Source organism: Shewanella glacialimarina (genome assembly GCF_020511155.1).
In the GTDB taxonomy this organism is placed as follows: Bacteria; Pseudomonadota; Gammaproteobacteria; order Enterobacterales; family Shewanellaceae; genus Shewanella; species Shewanella glacialimarina.
In genome coordinates, this window is sequence record NZ_CP041216.1 from 1444656 (window position 1) to 1463886 (window position 19231).

Here is a 19231-nt window from a genome sequence, read left to right on the forward strand (position 1 = left end):
GTTGTCACTTGCAGTCATGGAAATATGAATAATTATGACGATACCGTTTGTTATAGCTAATGCAGTTCAAAAACCTAACATGTTTTTTTAAAGCCAAAACTAGTCGAGCAGCAAGACGCCGGTGTGAATTATGAAACATCACTGACCACGTGGCCTTGATATTACGAGTATCCTGAATATCTTTGCTGCAGATAATAAATATCAATCAAGTATTGGACTTGTTAACCTAACCAGAGTGCAGCCGTTTGGTAATTTAGTGGATCAAAGTAAACCTTTACAAAAGGGGCGATTTCTAACACGCTTATCCTCTCAATAAGCATCAGCTTTTGAAGACTACAGGCATCCAATTTATATCGCTTTGCCTTTGAGTAATTTTCGCATCCACATTCGATTAGGGCTCAGCAGGGTTTGTGTTTCAAGATTAATAGGCATGATTTCACCGCATAGGCTTGCAGCCAGACACTCGGCAACTAAGGGCGCTGAACTTAACCCCCGAGAGCCACATCCGCCTAAAACAAATAACCCATCATGAATAGGAGCTGGTGTCGTTTGCCAGTATTGTTGCCATAAACTGGGTTTATCTTTGCTGGCTTGTTGAGTTTGGTAGCGTTTATTTAATTCTGCCATATCAGTTGCATAACCCATTACCGGAAAATGGTCGCGACTGACCATTCTAATACCGACACGGGCTTCATTTTTACTCACATCGATATCGTCTGGCCAACTTACATCAGCAAAGCTTTGGCTCATTTTCTTACCGTTTTCTTGTTGTTCAGTCGGACAAAAATCTAAATGTTGAGGATTTTTGACATAACTGGCGCCGACACAGTGAAGTTCTTCATAAACCGGGGTTAAGTAGCCATTGGCGCAAATCACCGTTTTTAGACTGGCAAGTGTTCCTTGTGAAGGTACATGGCTGACCTGTCCCCTGAAGCCGCTGAGCGGGATCTCACGGGTTTGTTGATAACGGGTTAAATTTGCACCATTGGCAACGACTAACTGCTGGTGAAAGGCGATAGGTGAGTCTTGTTCGTTACACAGTTGCTCGCCAGAAAATAATCCCCAACCTTGCGCTGTTTGTTTGATAGATTCAATATTGCAGTTCATCTTTATGGTGATATTGCCAATAGCGATAGCATGATCTAATGAGGCTTTGGCAAATTCATAGGGGCAAATCCATCCTCCTAAAGGGTAAAACAAACCTGTTTGCTTTATTTCTACACCGGCAATGTCGCTCGCTTGATTTGCCGATACCGGACGAGCAATATCATCAGGCCAGTCCTGGCCTTTGATTATTTTATCCAGCCGCGCTTTGCTGCGTTCATCAAAACCTGTGTGAAGTACACCACAGAAGCCATGACTAACGTTATAACCTTGACTGGTTAAACGTTGAATCCGCTGACGACTATACAAAAAAGCCTGTTGAAAAAATTGACTTAATGCATCATTTTCGGGTGTGAGCAAAGGATAAATGGCACCTTGTCTATTGCCTGACGCACCTTGACCAATCTCTTCGTCCTGACAATAAAGCACCACGCTTTTGCCTCTTTCTGCTAACGATAAAGCGAGTGAAGCACTGGCTATACCGCCACCAATAATTCCTATGTGCTGATTAATTGATGCAGGCGTAAGCGGACCTTGATAGGCGAAAGTAGCTTGTTGTTGATGCCTTAATGCTTGTCGCTCTTGGCAAGCAATCGTATCAACAGCGTTAGTCGATGTGGTTGGCCCAGTTACTTCCTGAGTGATTGAAGCAGTGGTTTGCTCCGTCAATAACTTAAACCCAGCCTGAGCAATAGCTGTTTGCAGAGAATAGAAAAATGGATCCGTTTGCGTGATTGGTTTGTCGTAAATACTGATTGCCGTATTATTATGGCTAAGTCTGCCGAGTTGCCAAACATTGGCTATCTGGTAAAAGTGATCCCTTAATAAGGGCGTCATCGTATCGGAACAGGCAAACCAATGGTGAACCTTATGTTGAATATTGGCTACGCTTGATAATTGCAGCTCAGTGCGACTAAAGTAGCAGTCTATTGAAATATCATCTCGAATATTAATGCGCTGACAGCCTTCAATCGGCGCAATGGCAATATCTAAAATAAAATCGCATAATATTTGTTTAAAATGTAACATAAAAGCATTAAATTCAGCTTGTTGCTCTTTGCTATGATGAGTAAATAAACTCACATGCAAACGACCATGTTGCCAGGCTGGGCTGGTTTGTTTTAATTGTGTAAATGCAGCCACTAAATCATTAATATGTGACGGTTCAGCTAGGCCTAAATGTCCAACATGGATCAGCTTTGTTTCTGTATCAAGTTGTTTTATAAGCCGCTGGAGATAATTCAGATAATGATTTACCATGATTAAATTGGTGCTTTTACTCAAAATAGTTTACTCAAACAGGAATAATTAACATTATTTTACCTGTGTTTATGGAAAGCTGACCACTTAAATGCCGTAAAACAGATATTATTGCCGCAATTAAGTGCCGACATCTACTAAATGGATATCAAATAATGAAAAGAGTCGTGATCACCGGGCTAGGTATAGTTTCAAGTATCGGTAACAATAAGCAAGAAGTGTTAGATTCACTTAAGGCGGGTCGCAGTGGCATTACCCATTCAGCGCAGTTTGAAGAAATGAAGCTGCGCAGCCACGTTTGGGGCGATATTAAAATCAATCCGGCAGACCATATTGACCGTAAAGCACTACGTTTTATGGGCGATGCAGCGGCTTATGCTTATATCGCGATGCAAGAAGCGATTGCTGATGCTAATTTGACTGAAGAGCAGTATTCACATGACCGTGTTGGATTAGTGGTTGGTACCGGTGGTGCGTCTTCTTCAAATCAAGTACAAGCCGCTGACACCTTGCGCGAAAAAGGCGTCAAACGTGTCGGGCCTTATATAGTGCCACGCATTATGTCTAGCACTGCTAGCGCGTGCCTAGCAACGCCGTTTAAAATCAGAGGCGTTAACTACTCCATTAGTTCTGCCTGTGCAACATCTTCCCACTGTATCGGCCATGCCGTTGAGCTTATCCAAATGGGTAAGCAAGACATGGTATTTGCTGGTGGCTCTGAAGAAGTTGATTGGACGCTTACTATGGGCTTTGATGCTATGGGAGCGCTATCGACTAAATATAATGATAACCCAACTAAAGCATCGCGCACCTATGATGCAGACCGTGATGGTTTTGTGATTTCTGGCGGCGGTGGCATAGTCGTTGTTGAAGAGTTAGAGCATGCTTTAGCCCGAGGCGCAAAAATTTATGCTGAAGTTATTGGCTATGGCGCATCGTCAGACGGTTACGACATGGTTGCACCATCAGGCGAGGGCGCGGTTCGTTGTATGAACCTAGCACTAGCGGATGTTGATACACCGATTGATTATGTTAACTCCCATGGTACCTCTACTCCAGTTGGTGATGTTCGTGAACTAGAAGCACTACGTGCGGTATTTAAAGATAAAATGCCTCCTGTTGCATCAACTAAGTCACTTACTGGTCATGCACTAGGCGCTGCGGGCGTGCATGAAGCGATTTACAGTATGTTGATGATGGAAAATAACTTTATTGCACCAAGTATCAATATTGATAACATTGATGAGCAAGCGAAAGATATTCCTATTGTTCGCGAGCTACGTGAAGCTAACTTAACAACAATTATGAGCAATAGCTTTGGTTTTGGTGGCACAAATGCCACATTGGTTATGCGCAAATATAAGTAACGTCTTACAGTTTACCCAATAAAAAACCAGTCGTTAGACTGGTTTTTTTATTGCTATAGCTTGGGTAGCTAATTAAATACTTAATCTATTGCATCATGGGGCCAAAACCTAAGCTCCATAAAATAACGCTTGAACCCATCAACGCGACCAGTAAGACCAAACCTGCCGTCACTACCGAACTTGCATAGATAAAGCCTTTTTCTTCTGGAATGTTCATTATTATCGGAACACCGGCATAAAGCAGGTATACAGAGTAGGCTAAACCGAATAAACCGACCACCATAATAAACCATAGTACCGGATATAAAGCGGCTAAACCGACCATAAATAAAGGTGTTGCGGTATAGGCAGCGAGTTCAACGGCTTGGGTATAAGTTGGGTCTGCATCAAATGTTTTACCCATCCAGTAGGCCAGATATGCTAAGGCCAGCACGCCAGCAATAAGGCCAAAGTACATTCCAACAGACATTATCATCGCACTTTCACTGGTTAGAAATAAGGCCTCCCCAGCACCAGGGTTCCAACCAATATGTGCGGTTGCAAAATATGCACATATCGCAGGGATGAGGGCAATAAGCAGCACATGGCTAAGGCTGCTTTTGAGTGCCTCATGATTTTTTTCAATTGTTTGCCACTCTTGTTTTGGATGAGTGTAAAGCCCCATTAAGTGATTCAGTATCATTATTGTTATCCTTGTTTAGCACATTACTACAAGCTCGCCAAACTACAGACGAACTGACTACAGCTCTTTACAATCGCCTTAATCAGTCCTGCGTATACTTAGCACTACAAAATTGAGTAGTAATATTGCCAAGTAATAACCTCATTCCTAATTTGAAGTATATCTATTAAGGTAATTGAATGCGCTTGTTAATATTAAGTTAAAACTAACTGCGCATAAGACTATTTATTGAACATAAATGGCATTTCGTCAAGCGGTATTATGTTTTTGTGTTCATAAAAAAAATATCTGCAGGTAAGATAGTCACAGATACTTGATAGGATAATGGGCTTTATGCAGCAACTACTTGCACCAATTAATGAGTTTTTAGGTTGTGAAACCCCTAACAGTTGGATTGAACATGCTAAAAAACCGCAACAATTAACGGATTTATTAATCGACCACTGTAACTGCGAGTTAAAAGCGGCTCAAACCGCGATGATGATGGTGCGTAAATATGCGATTGATAAAAGCAGCGCAAATATACTAAAAACCTGGGCTAAACCCTATGAAGATTTTGTCTATAGCCAAGCCCGAGATGCTCATGCTTTTCTTAACCGTGATGTGAAAAAGAATGACATTACTAATGAGCTAGTTGCTAACCATCGTTTAAGTATTAGTGCTGATTTACTATCAAAAATGATTAAGTTGATTAAAGAAGAGTTCCATCATTTTGAGCAAGTACTACAAATTATGACGGCTAGAGGCATTGATTACAGTAATATTCGTGCAGGTAGCTATGCTAAACAGCTCATTAACCATGTACGTACCCATGAACCGCTCACTATAGTAGATAAGCTAATAGTAGGTGCATTTATTGAGGCTCGCTCATGTGAGCGATTTGCTAAAATTGCCCCTCACTTAGATGATGAATTAAATAAGTTTTATATTTCTTTGTTGCGTTCAGAAGCGCGTCACTATCAAGATTATTTATCACTTGCTCAAGATGTAGCGGGTGAGGATATCAGTGATCGTATCGCGTATTTCAGGGTGCAAGAAGCGGCATTGATTATGACTGATGATACCGAGTTTCGATTTCACAGTGGCGTGCCAGTGTAGTTATAGGTAACGATACACAGCTCTTGTAATGCTTTGGTGCGTGATTGAGTTGAATACATCATTGGCAAAAAATAAAAAATCAGTGTTTTGAGACCGTTTTTGATGTCGAATTAATTTTCAATAAAAGGTAATTGCACCAATTCACAACCTGATTTATCAACCATTAATACACTGCCTTGGGTATACCAGTCGCCAACAACAACCCGCTTTTTGCCTTCGGCTAATAAGTGAATGTTAGGGCGATGAGTGTGGCCATGTATCATAAGATCACAACCGGTTTCAGCAAGTAAACGCTGAACAGCACTTGGCTCAACATCCATAATTTCATAATGTTTTTGCTGATTGCCCGTTTGACTTTTTTGCCTGATTTTAGCGGCAATATTTAGGCGGGTCTGTTTAGGCAAGTGTGAATAAATCCAGCGGACTATGGCTAGGCTGCGAAAGCGTCTAAAGCGCTGGTAACCAATGTCTAAAGTACATAAGCTATCGCCGTGCAAAATAACCGTTGAGTTGTCATAAAGATTGGTTTTATACACATCGGGTAATAAGGTCATGCCTGCTTTGCGACAGAATGCCTCACCGACCATAAAGTCTCGGTTACCCTGGGTGAAAAAAACCGGTATATGTTGAGACACTAGCTTGATGGAATTAGCTATTTCAATGGTATATATTTCGGCGATATCATCACCCATCCACACTTCGAACAAGTCACCAATAATATAAAGTGCTTCTACATTATCTAAGCCTTGTTTTAGAAACAGCAAGAATGCCTGGGTGATGTCAGGGCGATCTGCACTTAAATGCAAATCACCCACAAAAGCGGTACGCATTACTTAACAGATACGCTTTGAATAATAATCGCTTCTAATGGTACATCTTGATGCATGCCACGGTTACCTGTTGCGACCACTTTCATTTTTTCAATGATGTCTAAACCTTCAACCACTTCACCAAACACACAGTAACCCCAGCCTTGAGACGTTTCTGACTTAAAATCAAGGAATGTATTGTCATTGACGTTGATAAAGAATTGCGCTGTAGCTGAATGAGGATCAGAAGTACGTGCCATGGCTACCGTACCCTTGCGGTTTGATAAGCCATTGCTTGCTTCGTTTTTAATTGAAGCATTAACACGTTTTTGATCCATTTCTTCTGTAAAACCACCGCCTTGGATCATAAATCCATCAATTACACGGTGGAAAACAGTGCCTTCGTAAAAGCCTTCTTCTACGTATTTCATGAAGTTAGCCGCTGTAATAGGGGCTTTTTCAGCATCAAGTTGTAAGCTAATGTCACCAAGGTTGGTATGTAAAGTAATCATGAAGTCTCACTTAGATAAAATAATTTGCGGCGATTCTAACTTATCTTGATTGCTGCTTAAAGCATTGTGTTCAAAAGCGTGTCCATCATGCTAGAATCGCTAGGAATTATTTTTCGATTAATATGCTTAAAAGAGAACTTCGATGTTAAAGATTTACAACAGTATGAGCCGTGAAAAACAAGAGTTTAAACCGATTAACCCAGGTAAAATTGGGATGTATGTTTGTGGCGTAACGATTTATGACTTATGCCACATCGGTCATGGCCGTACCTTTGTATCCTTTGACATGATAGTGCGTTATTTACGTTACATAGGTTACGAGGTTAATTTTCAACGTAATATTACCGATGTTGACGATAAAATTATTCAGCGTGCTAATCAAAATAATGAATCTTGCGATGCGTTAACAGAGCGTTTGACCGCGGAAATGCACAGAGATTTTGATGCACTCAATATGGTACGTCCTGATTTTGAGCCAAAAGCCACATTGCACATGCCTGAAATTATTGAAATGGTGCAGCGTTTATTAGACCGTGGTCATGCTTATGTTGCCCCGGATGGCGATGTATTATTTAGTGTTGCATCTTACAAAGATTATGGCCGTTTGTCTGGACAAAATCTAGATCAACTTCAAGCTGGTGCACGTGTAGAAGTGGATCAAAGCAAGCAAAATCCGATGGATTTTGTGCTATGGAAAATGTCAAAGCCGGGTGAACCTACCTGGGATTCGCCATGGGGCTCAGGTCGTCCAGGTTGGCATATTGAATGTTCAGCCATGAACAGCAAGCACTTAGGGACGCATTTTGATATTCATGGCGGTGGCAGCGATTTACAATTCCCACACCATGAAAATGAAATAGCCCAGTCCTGCTGTGCCCATGACACGCCTTATGTAAACTACTGGATGCACTCAGGCATGGTGATGATAGATCGTGAAAAGATGTCTAAGTCATTAGGCAATTTTTTTACCATTCGTGATGTATTAGCGCATTACGACCCTGAAACTGTGCGTTATTTCTTATTGTCTGGCCATTATCGTAGCCAGTTAAATTATTCAGAAGATAATTTAAAACAGGCCCGAGCCGCATTAGAGCGCTTATACACCGCGCTAAAAGATTTAGACTTAACCGTTGAGGCTGCGCCAGCCACAGAGTACGTCGCTAAGTTTAAATCAGCTATGGACGATGACTTTAATACCCCTGAAGCCTACTCAGTACTCTTTGATATGGTGCGTGAAATCAACCGTCTTAAGTTAACGGATATGGCCGCAGCTTCGGCATTAGGTGTTAGCCTTCAACAGTTAACCTCAGTATTAGGTATTGTCAGCCAAACTCCGGACGCTTTCTTCAAAGGTGAGGGTACTGATGATGAAGTGGCTGAAATTGAAGCCTTGATTGTTGAACGTAACCGCGCCCGTACAGAAAAAGATTGGCCAGCAGCGGACGTTGCACGCGATCGCTTAAACGAGCTTGGCGTCGTGTTAGAAGATGGCCCAAGTGGCACTACATGGCGTAAAAAGTAATTAGATTGCTGACAAAATAAGCCTGCTAATTAAGCAGGCTTTTTTGTGGCTGCAATTTGCTCATTTTGAACAAAGGCATCTAAGCAATCTAAACCACTGCGGCTTTGATATTGCCAAAAGGTATTGATTAAACGACTTCTGGCTGAGTCTTGAACAGTGTTCTGTACTTTACTGTCAGTTAAATCATGGCGCTGATCAGCAAATTCAATTAAATAATCCTGTAAATCACTAAAGGTGAATAAGTCGATGCCTGCCTTAGGTAATTGAGCTACATAGGGGTATTCACTGCGACATTCTGCTTGATAGTGTGCTTTATCAAATAAGAAAAAAGCAATGTCACATGGGTATTGCAGGGCATCTATAAAGATAGATGAATAGTCTGTTATTAACAAATCAATTTTCTCCAGAATGCCGTAAATATCATCCCAAAAAGTGACATTAATAATATTCGAATACTGGCTTAGCTCAGTCGCAAGATGCGCTTCATTTGGATGTAACCTTATCAACAAACATTGATTCGACTGTTGTAATTGTGCTGACAAACGTTCAAAGTCGATAGCTTGAGTATAAATGTTGGCAGCGTTATCTAAATGGCTGTCGCGCCATGACGGCGCATATAGGATAACTTGCTGCGTGTTTAACGGCAGCTGAAGTTGCAACCAATCTTCACTTTTATAACGCTGATAATAGTCGGTGCGTGGATTGCCACAGGTTAAAAACTGCTCATCGTTAATTCTAAAGCTACTAGCAAACAGTTTTTTAACCGTATCGCTGGGAGCTATCATTAAGTTTGGGCGGACATATTGTTGATGATACAGGGCTTTAGCAATGAACTTTTGGCTGATATTTTGCGGATGATAAACCTGAAATAGTGGGCCATTACTGATATCAAATTCGATTTGTTTTAATGGCGAACCGTGCCATAAGTTAATTTTAACAGCGCCTTTGGCTAGGTATTGATTAACATCGCCAATATAGGTGTTATACACATAATACTTAGCGGTTGCACTATGCCACACACCTAACAGTGACCATCTTAAATAGGCTTCATATCCCTCAGCTTGTAAACGCTTAACTATGTGTTTATCAGCGGATATCCAAATGGCGCGGATGGTTTGTTGTTGCTGCCAGTGTAAAAATAAGTATTTACTGTTATCGGCAAATTTATCTTTATAACAGCCCATCACCGCTTTGTGACCTCTTGGATTCAAGCCTGAAAGAGTATAAATAAGCTGCGTGATAGCAAAGCGCATAAACAGTAAAATAGCTTTCATGGCCGTTATCCAAATTGAATGAGTGAACCGCAAATTAAACCGTTTGCGGGCTTAATATCGCGGGGCGAGTGTTAGCTAAATTATTTTTGATATCAGTGGTCGATATCTGCTGGGTACGTTCTAAATATAGGACGTTACAAATATCATTCAAGTCATCAAATTTACCTGCCCAATCGTCGCCAATTGCAAATACATCAGCATTGAGGCGAATAATATCGGTACGTTTTTGACGCCAATCCGTTTCAGCTATCACCATATCAACGTATTTACAGGCCTCAACAATTTCAATTCTTTGCTGATAATTAAAGAAGGCGGCTTTGCCTTTTAAGGCATTAAACTCATCGGTTGAGACGCCCACAATTAATCTATCTCCTAAGCTTTTTAAACGCTTAAACAATCTAACATGGCCAAAATGGAATAAATCGAATGTGCCGTAGGTTATAATGGTTTTCATATCTGTATCCTCAAATTTTGTCTGGTATGCATTAAGCTAATTGCCATAAACGTTTGACGTATCCGAGTTGACTTAACTGCTGAAACTCCATTTCAACCAATTCGACTTCTTCTGCGGGAGCATTTTTATCAAGTAACAGTTGTACCGGGCCAAATACCCCGTATTTTGCCTGTTGGTTTAAGGTTGCGCTTGCCCCGAAAAGCAATAGATTGCCTTTGGCCACATGCCACAATTGCGGTAACTTGGCTAATATTTGTGAATTGACAGCGATTTCGTATAACTGAATTGTGCGTTGCTGGTTACTACAGGCATTGAAGCGAGTGATAGGCTGCTGAGGATGAGTGGCTTTGGCGACCAGTAAACTTATTAGCATTAAAGGTAAAGCCAGTATCAGCAAAGCAAAGCCAATGAATCTATGGACTAATGACGGTTTTTGCTGTGGCTTAACGCCAGTCTGACAAGCTGCAACAAGGCTAGTATCATCAACTTTTACCCAGGTACTTTGGGCTATATCTATGATGTAATCTTGCGAAATAATTTGATTTTGTACGGTGAGATTTCTACCCACAAAAGTATTGGGCATGATGATGCTATCATTTAGCTCGCTGTCTTCTATAAAACAGTTTTGGCCAATAACGATTAAGTTATTACAGTTAACTGATGGGTGGACGAAGCTATTTGCGCCAATGCAGCCATAAACGATTTGTTCAGCAAAACTTGGGCATTGGGTTTGTTGACCAAGGTATAATCCTGCTGCTCCCATGCTATCGGCCTTACGGCCTTTAATGGCGAACTCATCGGCATGTTCTATGATGTGCCTAGTCGCAGCAACAAAGTTTTCAATACTGTCTAAATGGAAGGTTTTTCCGTGTAGTACTTGGTTGATGCTACGCTGTTGATTAAGGGGTAATTCGGCGATAGGCCAATTTAAACTTGCCCCATGTGAACGGCCCGCGGGTAACATTAATAACCCAGGATTTTGATTGTTCATAGTTGCTAATACAAAAGTGTGCTTTATGTTTGAAGCAAAATCGACAAACCTTTTAATACAGGGCGTTCTAACGATATCACCGCGGACAACCAACTGAGTTTGTTGTGGGTCTAACTGCATACGTTGTAGCACTGAATTAACATCTTCTTCAGGCTTACTTAAAAAGTAATCTATGGTTAGGTTCCATTTGGCCCCTGTGCCAATATGCGCTTCAATCTCACTTGCTCGGTTGGCAACCACTAACTTCGCATGGGTAATACCTGCACAAGATAAGTCCTCTAACGTATATTCAATTAAGGCTTTATTCACTAAAGGCATTAATGCCGCGCTGTACTGACGATTCAGTGGTGCTAGTTCTGTGGCTGAACGATTAGCAAAAATAATGGCTTGCATGGTCTTCTCCTAATACGCACCACGGGCAAATAACACCGCGGGTATGGTTTTAAATAATAATTGAATGTCTTTAACCAGCGATTGTTGGTAGATATAATCAACATCTAATTCAACTTGTTTATCAAAAGGAATGTCAGATCTTCCTGATACTTGCCAAATACAAGTGATACCGGGTTTTACCATCAATCTGCGTCTATCTGACAATTGATATTGGTTCACTTCAGTAGGTAATGCAGGACGCGGGCCAACTAATGACATCTCGCCTTTTAATACGTTCCAAAGTTGTGGTAATTCATCAATTGACAGCTTGCGGATCCACTTACCAACGTAGGTGATCCGTGGGTCTAGCTTCATTTTAAACAGGACCCCACCACGCATTTCATTTTCACTTTGAAGCTTAGCTAAACGCGCTTCAGCATCACTAAACATCGAGCGAAACTTCCACATGGTAAAAGGTTGATTGTCTTGCCCAGCACGGGTTTGGTTGAATAACACAGCGCCTTTTGATTCGAGACGAATAGCCAACGCAGTGAATAGGAATAGCGGTGAAAGTAATATCAACAGCGCACCTGAACCAAGGATATCAAGCAGCCTTTTGGCGATTTGATTCAGTTTGATTTTAAGAAAAAACCATTGATATTTTTTGTGGTTAACTTGCTGCGAATTTTTGCCTAACATCGAGAAATTTTGCTCTGCTGTTACGGCTAAATTTGCATTTTGAAAGCTAACCGCTTCATTTTGCAATTCATCTAATTCAAGTGTTGATTCAGGTTTGCTATTGAATATCTTTTGTTGGGCTAACTCGATAAAGACACGCATTACAAATAAAGGATTACCCACAATATAACGGCGCCACATTCTTTTAGGCTCTTGCATTAATCGCCAGGTCCATTCCATTCCCATTTGACGAACGGCAACAGGTGCTCTGCTTACGGCATCAGCATAAAAATCAAATAAGCCACCGATACCGATAGCCGCACCAACGCTTAGCTTTGAACTGTGTTCAGCTATCCAACGCTCTTGTGTTGGTGCGCCCATAGCGACTAACAGTATTTTTGCGCCAGAGGCATTAATTTTGTTGATTACATCATCGGTTTGTTGCGCAGAAAAATAGCCATCATGGGTGCCACAAATACGTAACTGTGGGAAGCGCTGCTGCATTTTTGCCGCCGCCTTATTAGCTATATCCGGTTTCGCACCTAACATGAATATGCCCACGTCCTGTTCGGCAGCTTGTTGGCATAAAAGTGGAAACATATCAGTACCATTCACATTATCTTTTAGGGCAATTTGATGAATTTTACAGGCCAGACGTAAACCACTTCCGTCAGCAAATACGTGCTTATTGTGGTTGAGTATTTGTCGATATTGCGGGTTTTTATAGGCGATGTTCATACAGTCAGCATTCACAAATGCATAGCTGTCGCACTTAGGGGTTTTAGCACTGTTAAGGATACTGCTAATAGCATCACTCATGGTGATATTACTGATGGTGACTTTGAATAATTGAAACTGCTTTTGAGTTGAGCAAACCACAGTCGAAGACAAGGCGTACCCCAGCAAGCAGCGCAGTGTTGCTAGCAGGTAGCATAATACTGAAGTGTTCAGTTTAGGGTTAATCACATATGGATCGTAGGCTATGCCCATTCTGGCGTGCATTTGCTTAAATGACATTAACCCAGGACGAGCCAAGTAATCATAATAGGGTAAAACGGCATATTGATATTGGCTTCCTACTAATCCTAGCTCGCCTTTTATGACATTCAGTAAACCTAGCAGATAAGATAGTTTTGAATGGGTAAACTGCAACAATGCAATCGGTTCACCCTGACCACTGTGAAGGTAGATAGTCTCGAGTGCTTGTCCTGAGGTTACTTTGAGATGAATAGCCTTAAGCACTAATATAGGGCTGATAAATACCAGTAACATTAAGCTCAGTAGAGTCTCGATAATTCTTACTGACGCTGAAATTTGTGCAGTGTGAGTTCGCATAAGCCACCTCGATATATTGTTGAATTTCCACTAGGAAATTAGTTGTTATATATCTAGCAATGCTTAAATCGTGCCATTTTTTAAGTCGTTGGTATTTAAGGTTTTTTAATTTACTAATTAAGGAGGGAAGAACCTGTTTGCAGTTTGCAAGGCAGCATGCAAACAGGTTTGTATCAGACGGGATAAGGAATGTTACATGAGTGCTTTTATAAAAAGATAGATGACACACCATCACGGCTAATTTTATACTTTTGGATACTGCCAATGGCTTTTTGGCCTAAACTTTCTAGCCAATGATAGGCAAAAGCGGGTAACAACCATTGCATATATGCCGCACTGACAGTGCTAATGGTTCTGCCCATTTCATCTTTTAAGATTTTAGGTGACGTTGTTAAGGCTTGTGTTGCTAGTTTAGCGGCCATTTTGCCATCTTTCATTCTAATAGCCTGGCGTGCCAAATATCGTAGTTGATAAGCCCTAGCATCATTTTCATGGCGTTTTAACAACTTAGGAGCAAAGTAACGTGCCTTACTGATCATTTGTTCCCATGAGGCTAACTGTTTCAGTAAGTTAGCAGACAATCCGCCATGATTTAAGCGATAGTAAGTTAATGGTTGTGGTAAGCCTTCCATTTTCCATTTTGTGGTTGCCACAATGCGCAGCCAGCATTCAATATCTTCAGATTGACGAAATTTTTCGTCAAAATAGCACGAGTAAAGCTCATAATGGTTCACTGCTTGAAAGCGAATATCATTGAGTGTTGCACGGCGGATCACCGGCGCCGAACCATTACCTACTGGGTTGCGGCATAATAAATGCGCCGCATCAATATTGTTGAGTTGTGGCATCTGATAAAAGTCTAATAACTTGCCTTCATAGCTCATAAAACTCGAGCGAGAAAAGCTGATCCCGACTTTTGGGTTGGCATCAAGATGATCGCAATGACGTTGCAGTTTTTCTGCATGCCACATATCGTCAGAATCCAAAAATGCCACATACTTACCAAGCGCATGCCTGATCCCCGTGTTACGTGCTGCAGCCAGTCCTTTGTTTTCCAAATGGTTAATTATCTTAACTCGGCGATCATGGAATTGTTGGCAGATTTTCAAACTGTTATCTGTTGCACAATCATTGACAATGATCAGCTCAAAATCAGTGAAGGTTTGTGCTAAGACGGATTCAATGGCTTGTTTTACAAACTTTTGCACGTTATATACGGGCATAACAACAGTAATTTTAGGGCTCATAGTGATTCTCCTACAGAGGTAAGTTGTTGATTATTTTTAAATACTTTTTGGTAGCTATAGATACAAATGACTGGCAAGGTGACGAGGTAACTCACCATTACGGTTTGTGCCACTGTGATCAAACTGAATTGGCAAGCAATGCCGATGACGATTGCCAGACAAATGGTAAGTGATACATTAATTTTGAGGTTGGTTTGACTTAAACCATTTGCAAGTAACAATTGGCTTGCGGCTTCGCCTAGCGGTCTTACTAAGCCACTTAGACATAGAAACAGGAATACATTTATGGCATCTGTTGATAGCCATTTATCACCGTAAACCAATGGAACATACCAATCAGAAAGTGCACTTTGCAATAAAATAACAGGTACGGTTATTGCCATAATGGCGGCGATACTGCTGAGGTATTTTGCCGATAAATCATCCTCAACCGCATTACGTTGGCAAAGGTGGCTATAAAATGCGGTGCCAAAGCTTTGAATTAACCCAAGGCTTATCCCCAGGCTAATGTTGTAAGCAAAAAAGTACACCCCTAAAGCTTCTACACCCATGAAGTAGCCGATTAATAAGTAATCAATATTTTGTCTGAGGGTGTTGGTTAAATCGCTTAAGCTAACGGGTATGCCAAAGTGTAAAAGTGTGATGACTTGAGCATGTTGAATACCTGTAACCAACTGTATTTTAGGTAAGGGGTTGTGGTGACGATGAATCGCAATCCACACAATAATCACCAATACTTTGGGTAAAATGATTGCCCAAATTTCAAACCCAGCCAACGCTAGTGTTGCCGTAAGCGCAGCATCAATAAGGGTTTGCCAAAGATTTGCTCGGCCGACAATACGCATTTTGTTATTGCGTAAGTTTAAGGTGGCATATTGCATACCTATTGGTAGTAATAAAAAGCTCGTTGCCATTACCGCAATAGGTAAAATTAACGATGAGTCATGGTAATAACTGGCAATCGGGTAACTGGTTATTAGCATCAGCAAAAATGCTAATAAACACACTCCCCAGTTAACCCAGTTAGCACTGCTTAAATGGCCAATGAATTGCTCATCATCCATACGGATTAATGCTGCTGATGTAATTCTGCGTGTTGCGGTACAAATCAACTCGAACAGGGTGAGTACAATTGCCGCTTGGCCAAACATTTCAGGCATCAGTAATCTGGCCAGTACGATACTTGAAAGCAGGCGAATAATACGTCCACTAAACTGGGCCGAACCTAACCACATCATGCTTTTTCCTAGCCCTGTAAATCCTGAGCGAATTAGCATGAGGGGTTGATCAAATAATGTTTTATGCTGGTGTTTCATATTCATCCTAGCGTTAATTTATCGCTTTGTATGCTAGGGGTTACACGAATCGTGCCATATGTTAAGGTTCTGTTTTTAAATGATTTTCATTTTATTTTTTAGTTTTGACAAATGGTTTTGCAGAATGCAAAGGCAAAATGCAATGTGGAGGGGATTAAGTTTGTGACAGCCAAGGTGAGCGCTGAAGTGGTGAAAGAGATCGAATGGTGAGATATTTCGATACTGATAATGTCTAACAGGGTCTTAGCGGCTTAGATTCTCGCGACTCATATTTTAATCATTGAAATTTGAATTGTCAGGGAATAATCATCTTGTTATCAAAAAGCAATTACTCAATTTACGGCCCTCACCATTGCATTTCAGTTATAAAATCTTTGACGCTGATGATGTAGCGCATTGTTTTTAGTCTAGTCTGGTTGATATTTGTTCATTAGGTTCTTCTGTGGGCATGTTGTCATTGTCTGCAATTAAGGCTTTACCTAAAATAATTAAGCCGGGCCAAAACAGATAAGCTAAGATTTCGAGGTTTTCACCTAAGGTGTAAAGCATTAGTAGCATTAATATCGCCATACCAACTTTAGCTAAAGGGCGGGCAAATATATTAACCATCAGCACAACAAAGCTCACTAGCATAGGCATAGCTAGTGCAACTGCACCCACTAAGCCTTTTACGAACAAAAGCCCATACCAGGTATGATGTGACCCTATTGGCATATATTCCACCATGTGCGGGCCTCGCTCAACAATGCCATGTCCAAATAATACCGCCTCATTCCACCAACGCTCGACGGCAATGTCAGCTAAGGCCTGTCTTACTCTGGTGGAATCCGCCCTTGCTGATTTTACCGCGGCAATACTCATGGTTATTTTGTTAAGAATCGATTCTCCGACAAACCCTGTGGCCAGAATAACAGGACACAGAATGAAATAAAGTATTGGAGAGCGGACAAATTTAAGCATAGAGAAATAGCCAAATAAGGCGAGATAACAAATTAATGCTAAGCGTGACTGCGACATTAACACCATTAACAGACTGCCTATCACTCCCCAGCGTTTCCATTGAGTTGATGATTCTTGTAAAGCAAAAATGAAATATAAGTTGCCAAGCATGCCTAAGGCTGGAGCCCAAGGAGTGAATAGTCGCCAACGTGGAATGCCGCTACCAGGGTCTATTTCATATAAGCTTAACGAGAAAAACTCAGGGCCAGGGCCACCAATAATGCTTAAAGGGGAAACATAAAGGGTGCTGGGTAAACGGATAATCCAAGCCAATAAAAATATAGGCAATAATAAAACCGTGTGTTTACACACTTGGCAGCAAGCCCGATAAATAATTTGCGGTCTGATATCAAGGCAAGCTACCACAGGGAAAATGGCCAGAAGTGCCCAGCCTTTTGCCCAACCAATAGTGGATTTAATTAATTTTGCCAGACCTAAACCTTGCTCTAAATGGCCTACAATTAATGCCATTAACATCACCCACATACCCAATAACCATACATAGTGGGCTAGGCTGATAGTATGTGCTGGTTGATAAGATATTTTTTTAATCAACAAGCGACAAAACAATATCCAGGCAATCACAGGGGCGACAATATACAAAGCACCCAATAGCCAAAACAGGTAGCTATACACTATTGCTTTATAGACGAGTCTTTCGTCAGCATTTTGCGGAGTAACGGTTTGCGGATCCATAAAATACTCAGTCCTATTAGTGCCATAAATGACGCGCCCAAAGCCGCTACCAGTAATAACATTGTCGCTAAATTATCTGCTTTTGATGGTAGAGAAGGTGGTGACAATAATTGCAATAATGGATAAGCAGTAAAAATATCGGCCTTACCTACATCCATTTTTGCTACTGCTGAGGTCATTACCGCTGTCGCTAATTGATGAGCGCGGTGTAAATCCTCTAATTTAGCCGCATCATCATTAGAAAGCTCTAAGCGAGTTTCCCACTGCAAAATTTGGCTATCAAGTGTATTTAGCTCTTCATTAAGGCCAGTGTTAGTGGCTTTTAACTGAATGAGCTGCTCCATTAAATCGGCACGACCATCAATATCATCTAATAATAGCTTGTTAATCAATGTGCGATCGGCTTTACCTTTTTGATGTGCAATTAAAGTGTTAATTCTTTCTGATAGGGCATTTTGCAACTTTGTTTCTTCTGCGTTTAGGCTGGTTATTTGTGGATGATTACTGCCAAAATGTGCAGAAAGCTCGTGTAATTTACCCAATATTTCATTGTGAGATGTCAGTAATTGCTGAAAATATTTATCATTGTGCAATTTTAATAAATCGGCGGCTTCATTGGCAGTGGTGCCTAAGTGCAACATTAATGATTTTTCTTCTGCTTCGATACCTTTCAATTTTGAAATCATATTAACGCGGTTATGACGTAGACGTTCGATGGTGAGTGCTAATTCTTTAAATTGGTCAAGTGAGACTAAGCCGCGTTCAGATTGAAACGCTAAAATTGCGTCTTGGGATAGCTTCACCTTTTGGTTGTATCCCGCTAAACCCTGAATGATGCCACTTTCCCTTAAATTAACTTCATCGTCACGTAAGTCGTTTAGCAAATTTTGCAATGAACGGTAAAGCGCCCAGGCTTTATCTTGCGCTTCTTTTGCCGAGCCGCCTTTGATACTAAATTCCATTAAGCCAGTTTGACTGGGTAATTTAAGTTTTGGTTTACCAAGCTGGCCAACAGGTATTTTTAAGCTGGTTGCCGCAGAGGTCAGTAATAAGTCAGTGTCTGATATTGCTTTATAGTTTTCACGTGGGTCAATTGCCGAGCTTAAATATGGTGAGCTTGATGAGCTGGTGGCCTGACCAATACTGTCCAAACTCACCAATGCGCCTGCACCATTACCCGGTAAAATCAGAGTCCATTTAGACACATAAGAAGTTGGTTTAATCGCCATCAGTAAGAAAGTAGCAGCCCAGATTATCAGTAAACTGACTAATGCGGTTTTAAGATACAATTTTTTACGGGCTTTAGGGGTGAGTTTACTGCCTTCTAATGCCGCGCGCTTAATCCAAAACAAATAAGCTAATTCACTTAAGCTATTATCTTTTGAATCATTTATTTGATAATCAGCTTCATTGGAAGATTTTTTTGAGTTGTTCTTTACCGGCTCAGTAAAAGGCACACTGATCTTTTCATATTCAATTATGTTTTTTTCAATGACGTTATCCATGGGAAACTCC

Annotated in this window: 15 protein-coding genes; 3 read left to right on the forward strand and 12 right to left on the reverse strand. The window is 41.0% G+C overall.

Annotated elements, in window-relative coordinates; genetic code table 11:
- Positions 1–348: 348 nt before the first annotated feature.
- On the reverse strand, positions 349–2388 hold the full coding sequence (gene mnmC / locus FJ709_RS06235; RefSeq protein ID WP_226414492.1) for an FAD-dependent 5-carboxymethylaminomethyl-2-thiouridine(34) oxidoreductase MnmC: 2040 nt from the start codon (positions 2386–2388) through the stop codon (positions 349–351).
- Positions 2389–2519: 131 nt separating this feature from the next.
- Here mnmC and fabB point away from each other — a divergent pair, with 131 nt between their 5' ends.
- Complete coding sequence (fabB, locus tag FJ709_RS06240) at positions 2520–3731, forward strand: beta-ketoacyl-ACP synthase I (RefSeq protein WP_226414494.1); 1212 nt, start codon at positions 2520–2522, stop codon at positions 3729–3731.
- Positions 3732–3816: 85 nt separating this feature from the next.
- On the opposite strand, the gene FJ709_RS06245 is transcribed toward fabB, so the two are convergent.
- Complete coding sequence (locus FJ709_RS06245; protein WP_226414496.1) at positions 3817–4413, reverse strand: Yip1 family protein; 597 nt, start codon at positions 4411–4413, stop codon at positions 3817–3819.
- 333 nt (positions 4414–4746) lie between these two features.
- On the opposite strand from FJ709_RS06245, the gene miaE reads away from it, so the two are divergent.
- On the forward strand, positions 4747–5511 hold the full coding sequence (gene miaE, locus FJ709_RS06250; RefSeq protein ID WP_226414498.1) for a tRNA isopentenyl-2-thiomethyl-A-37 hydroxylase MiaE: 765 nt from the start codon (positions 4747–4749) through the stop codon (positions 5509–5511).
- Positions 5512–5621: 110 nt separating this feature from the next.
- Here the strand turns inward: miaE and FJ709_RS06255 are convergent, their stop codons facing one another.
- Together FJ709_RS06255 and FJ709_RS06260 are read right to left on the reverse strand one after the other, a co-directional pair.
- Positions 5622–6341 (reverse strand): UDP-2,3-diacylglucosamine diphosphatase, encoded by a 720-nt coding sequence (locus FJ709_RS06255; protein WP_226414500.1) that lies wholly within the window; start codon positions 6339–6341, stop codon positions 5622–5624.
- Positions 6341–6832 (reverse strand): peptidylprolyl isomerase, encoded by a 492-nt coding sequence (locus FJ709_RS06260; RefSeq protein ID WP_226414502.1) that lies wholly within the window; start codon positions 6830–6832, stop codon positions 6341–6343. Before FJ709_RS06260 ends, FJ709_RS06255 begins: the two co-directional genes overlap by 1 nt.
- A 142-nt stretch (positions 6833–6974) precedes the next feature.
- Here FJ709_RS06260 and cysS point away from each other — a divergent pair, with 142 nt between their 5' ends.
- Positions 6975–8354 carry a cysteine--tRNA ligase gene (cysS, locus tag FJ709_RS06265; RefSeq protein ID WP_226414504.1) on the forward strand — a complete coding sequence of 460 codons (1380 nt, stop codon included), beginning with the start codon at positions 6975–6977 and terminating at the stop codon, positions 8352–8354.
- A gap of 29 nt (positions 8355–8383) precedes the next feature.
- Here cysS and FJ709_RS06270 read toward each other — a convergent pair whose 3' ends face one another.
- The 8 genes from FJ709_RS06270 to FJ709_RS06305 form a co-directional block, all read right to left on the reverse strand.
- Positions 8384–9628 carry a CDP-glycerol glycerophosphotransferase family protein gene (locus FJ709_RS06270; protein ID WP_226414506.1) on the reverse strand — a complete coding sequence of 415 codons (1245 nt, stop codon included), beginning with the start codon at positions 9626–9628 and terminating at the stop codon, positions 8384–8386.
- A gap of 34 nt (positions 9629–9662) precedes the next feature.
- Positions 9663–10082, reverse strand: a complete 420-nt coding sequence (locus FJ709_RS06275) for an adenylyltransferase/cytidyltransferase family protein (protein ID WP_226414508.1) — start codon at positions 10080–10082, stop codon at positions 9663–9665.
- Positions 10083–10113: 31 nt separating this feature from the next.
- Complete coding sequence (locus tag FJ709_RS06280) at positions 10114–11466, reverse strand: sugar phosphate nucleotidyltransferase (protein WP_226414511.1); 1353 nt, start codon at positions 11464–11466, stop codon at positions 10114–10116.
- Between the two features lie 9 nt (positions 11467–11475).
- A complete protein-coding gene (locus FJ709_RS06285) occupies positions 11476–13458 on the reverse strand; it encodes a WecB/TagA/CpsF family glycosyltransferase (RefSeq protein WP_226414514.1) in 1983 nt (660 codons plus the stop codon).
- 206 nt (positions 13459–13664) lie between these two features.
- Positions 13665–14705 carry a glycosyltransferase family 2 protein gene (locus tag FJ709_RS06290; protein ID WP_226414517.1) on the reverse strand — a complete coding sequence of 347 codons (1041 nt, stop codon included), beginning with the start codon at positions 14703–14705 and terminating at the stop codon, positions 13665–13667.
- Entirely contained in the window at positions 14702–16021 is a 1320-nt protein-coding gene (locus FJ709_RS06295) for an oligosaccharide flippase family protein (RefSeq protein WP_226414520.1), read from the reverse strand. Before FJ709_RS06295 ends, FJ709_RS06290 begins: the two co-directional genes overlap by 4 nt.
- 402 nt (positions 16022–16423) lie before the next feature.
- Positions 16424–17716 (reverse strand): O-antigen ligase domain-containing protein, encoded by a 1293-nt coding sequence (locus FJ709_RS06300; RefSeq protein ID WP_226414523.1) that lies wholly within the window; start codon positions 17714–17716, stop codon positions 16424–16426.
- On the reverse strand, positions 17656–19221 hold the full coding sequence (locus FJ709_RS06305) for a GumC domain-containing protein (RefSeq protein WP_226414525.1): 1566 nt from the start codon (positions 19219–19221) through the stop codon (positions 17656–17658). The genes FJ709_RS06300 and FJ709_RS06305 overlap by 61 nt, the downstream gene beginning before the upstream one ends.
- Positions 19222–19231 lie beyond the last annotated feature (10 nt).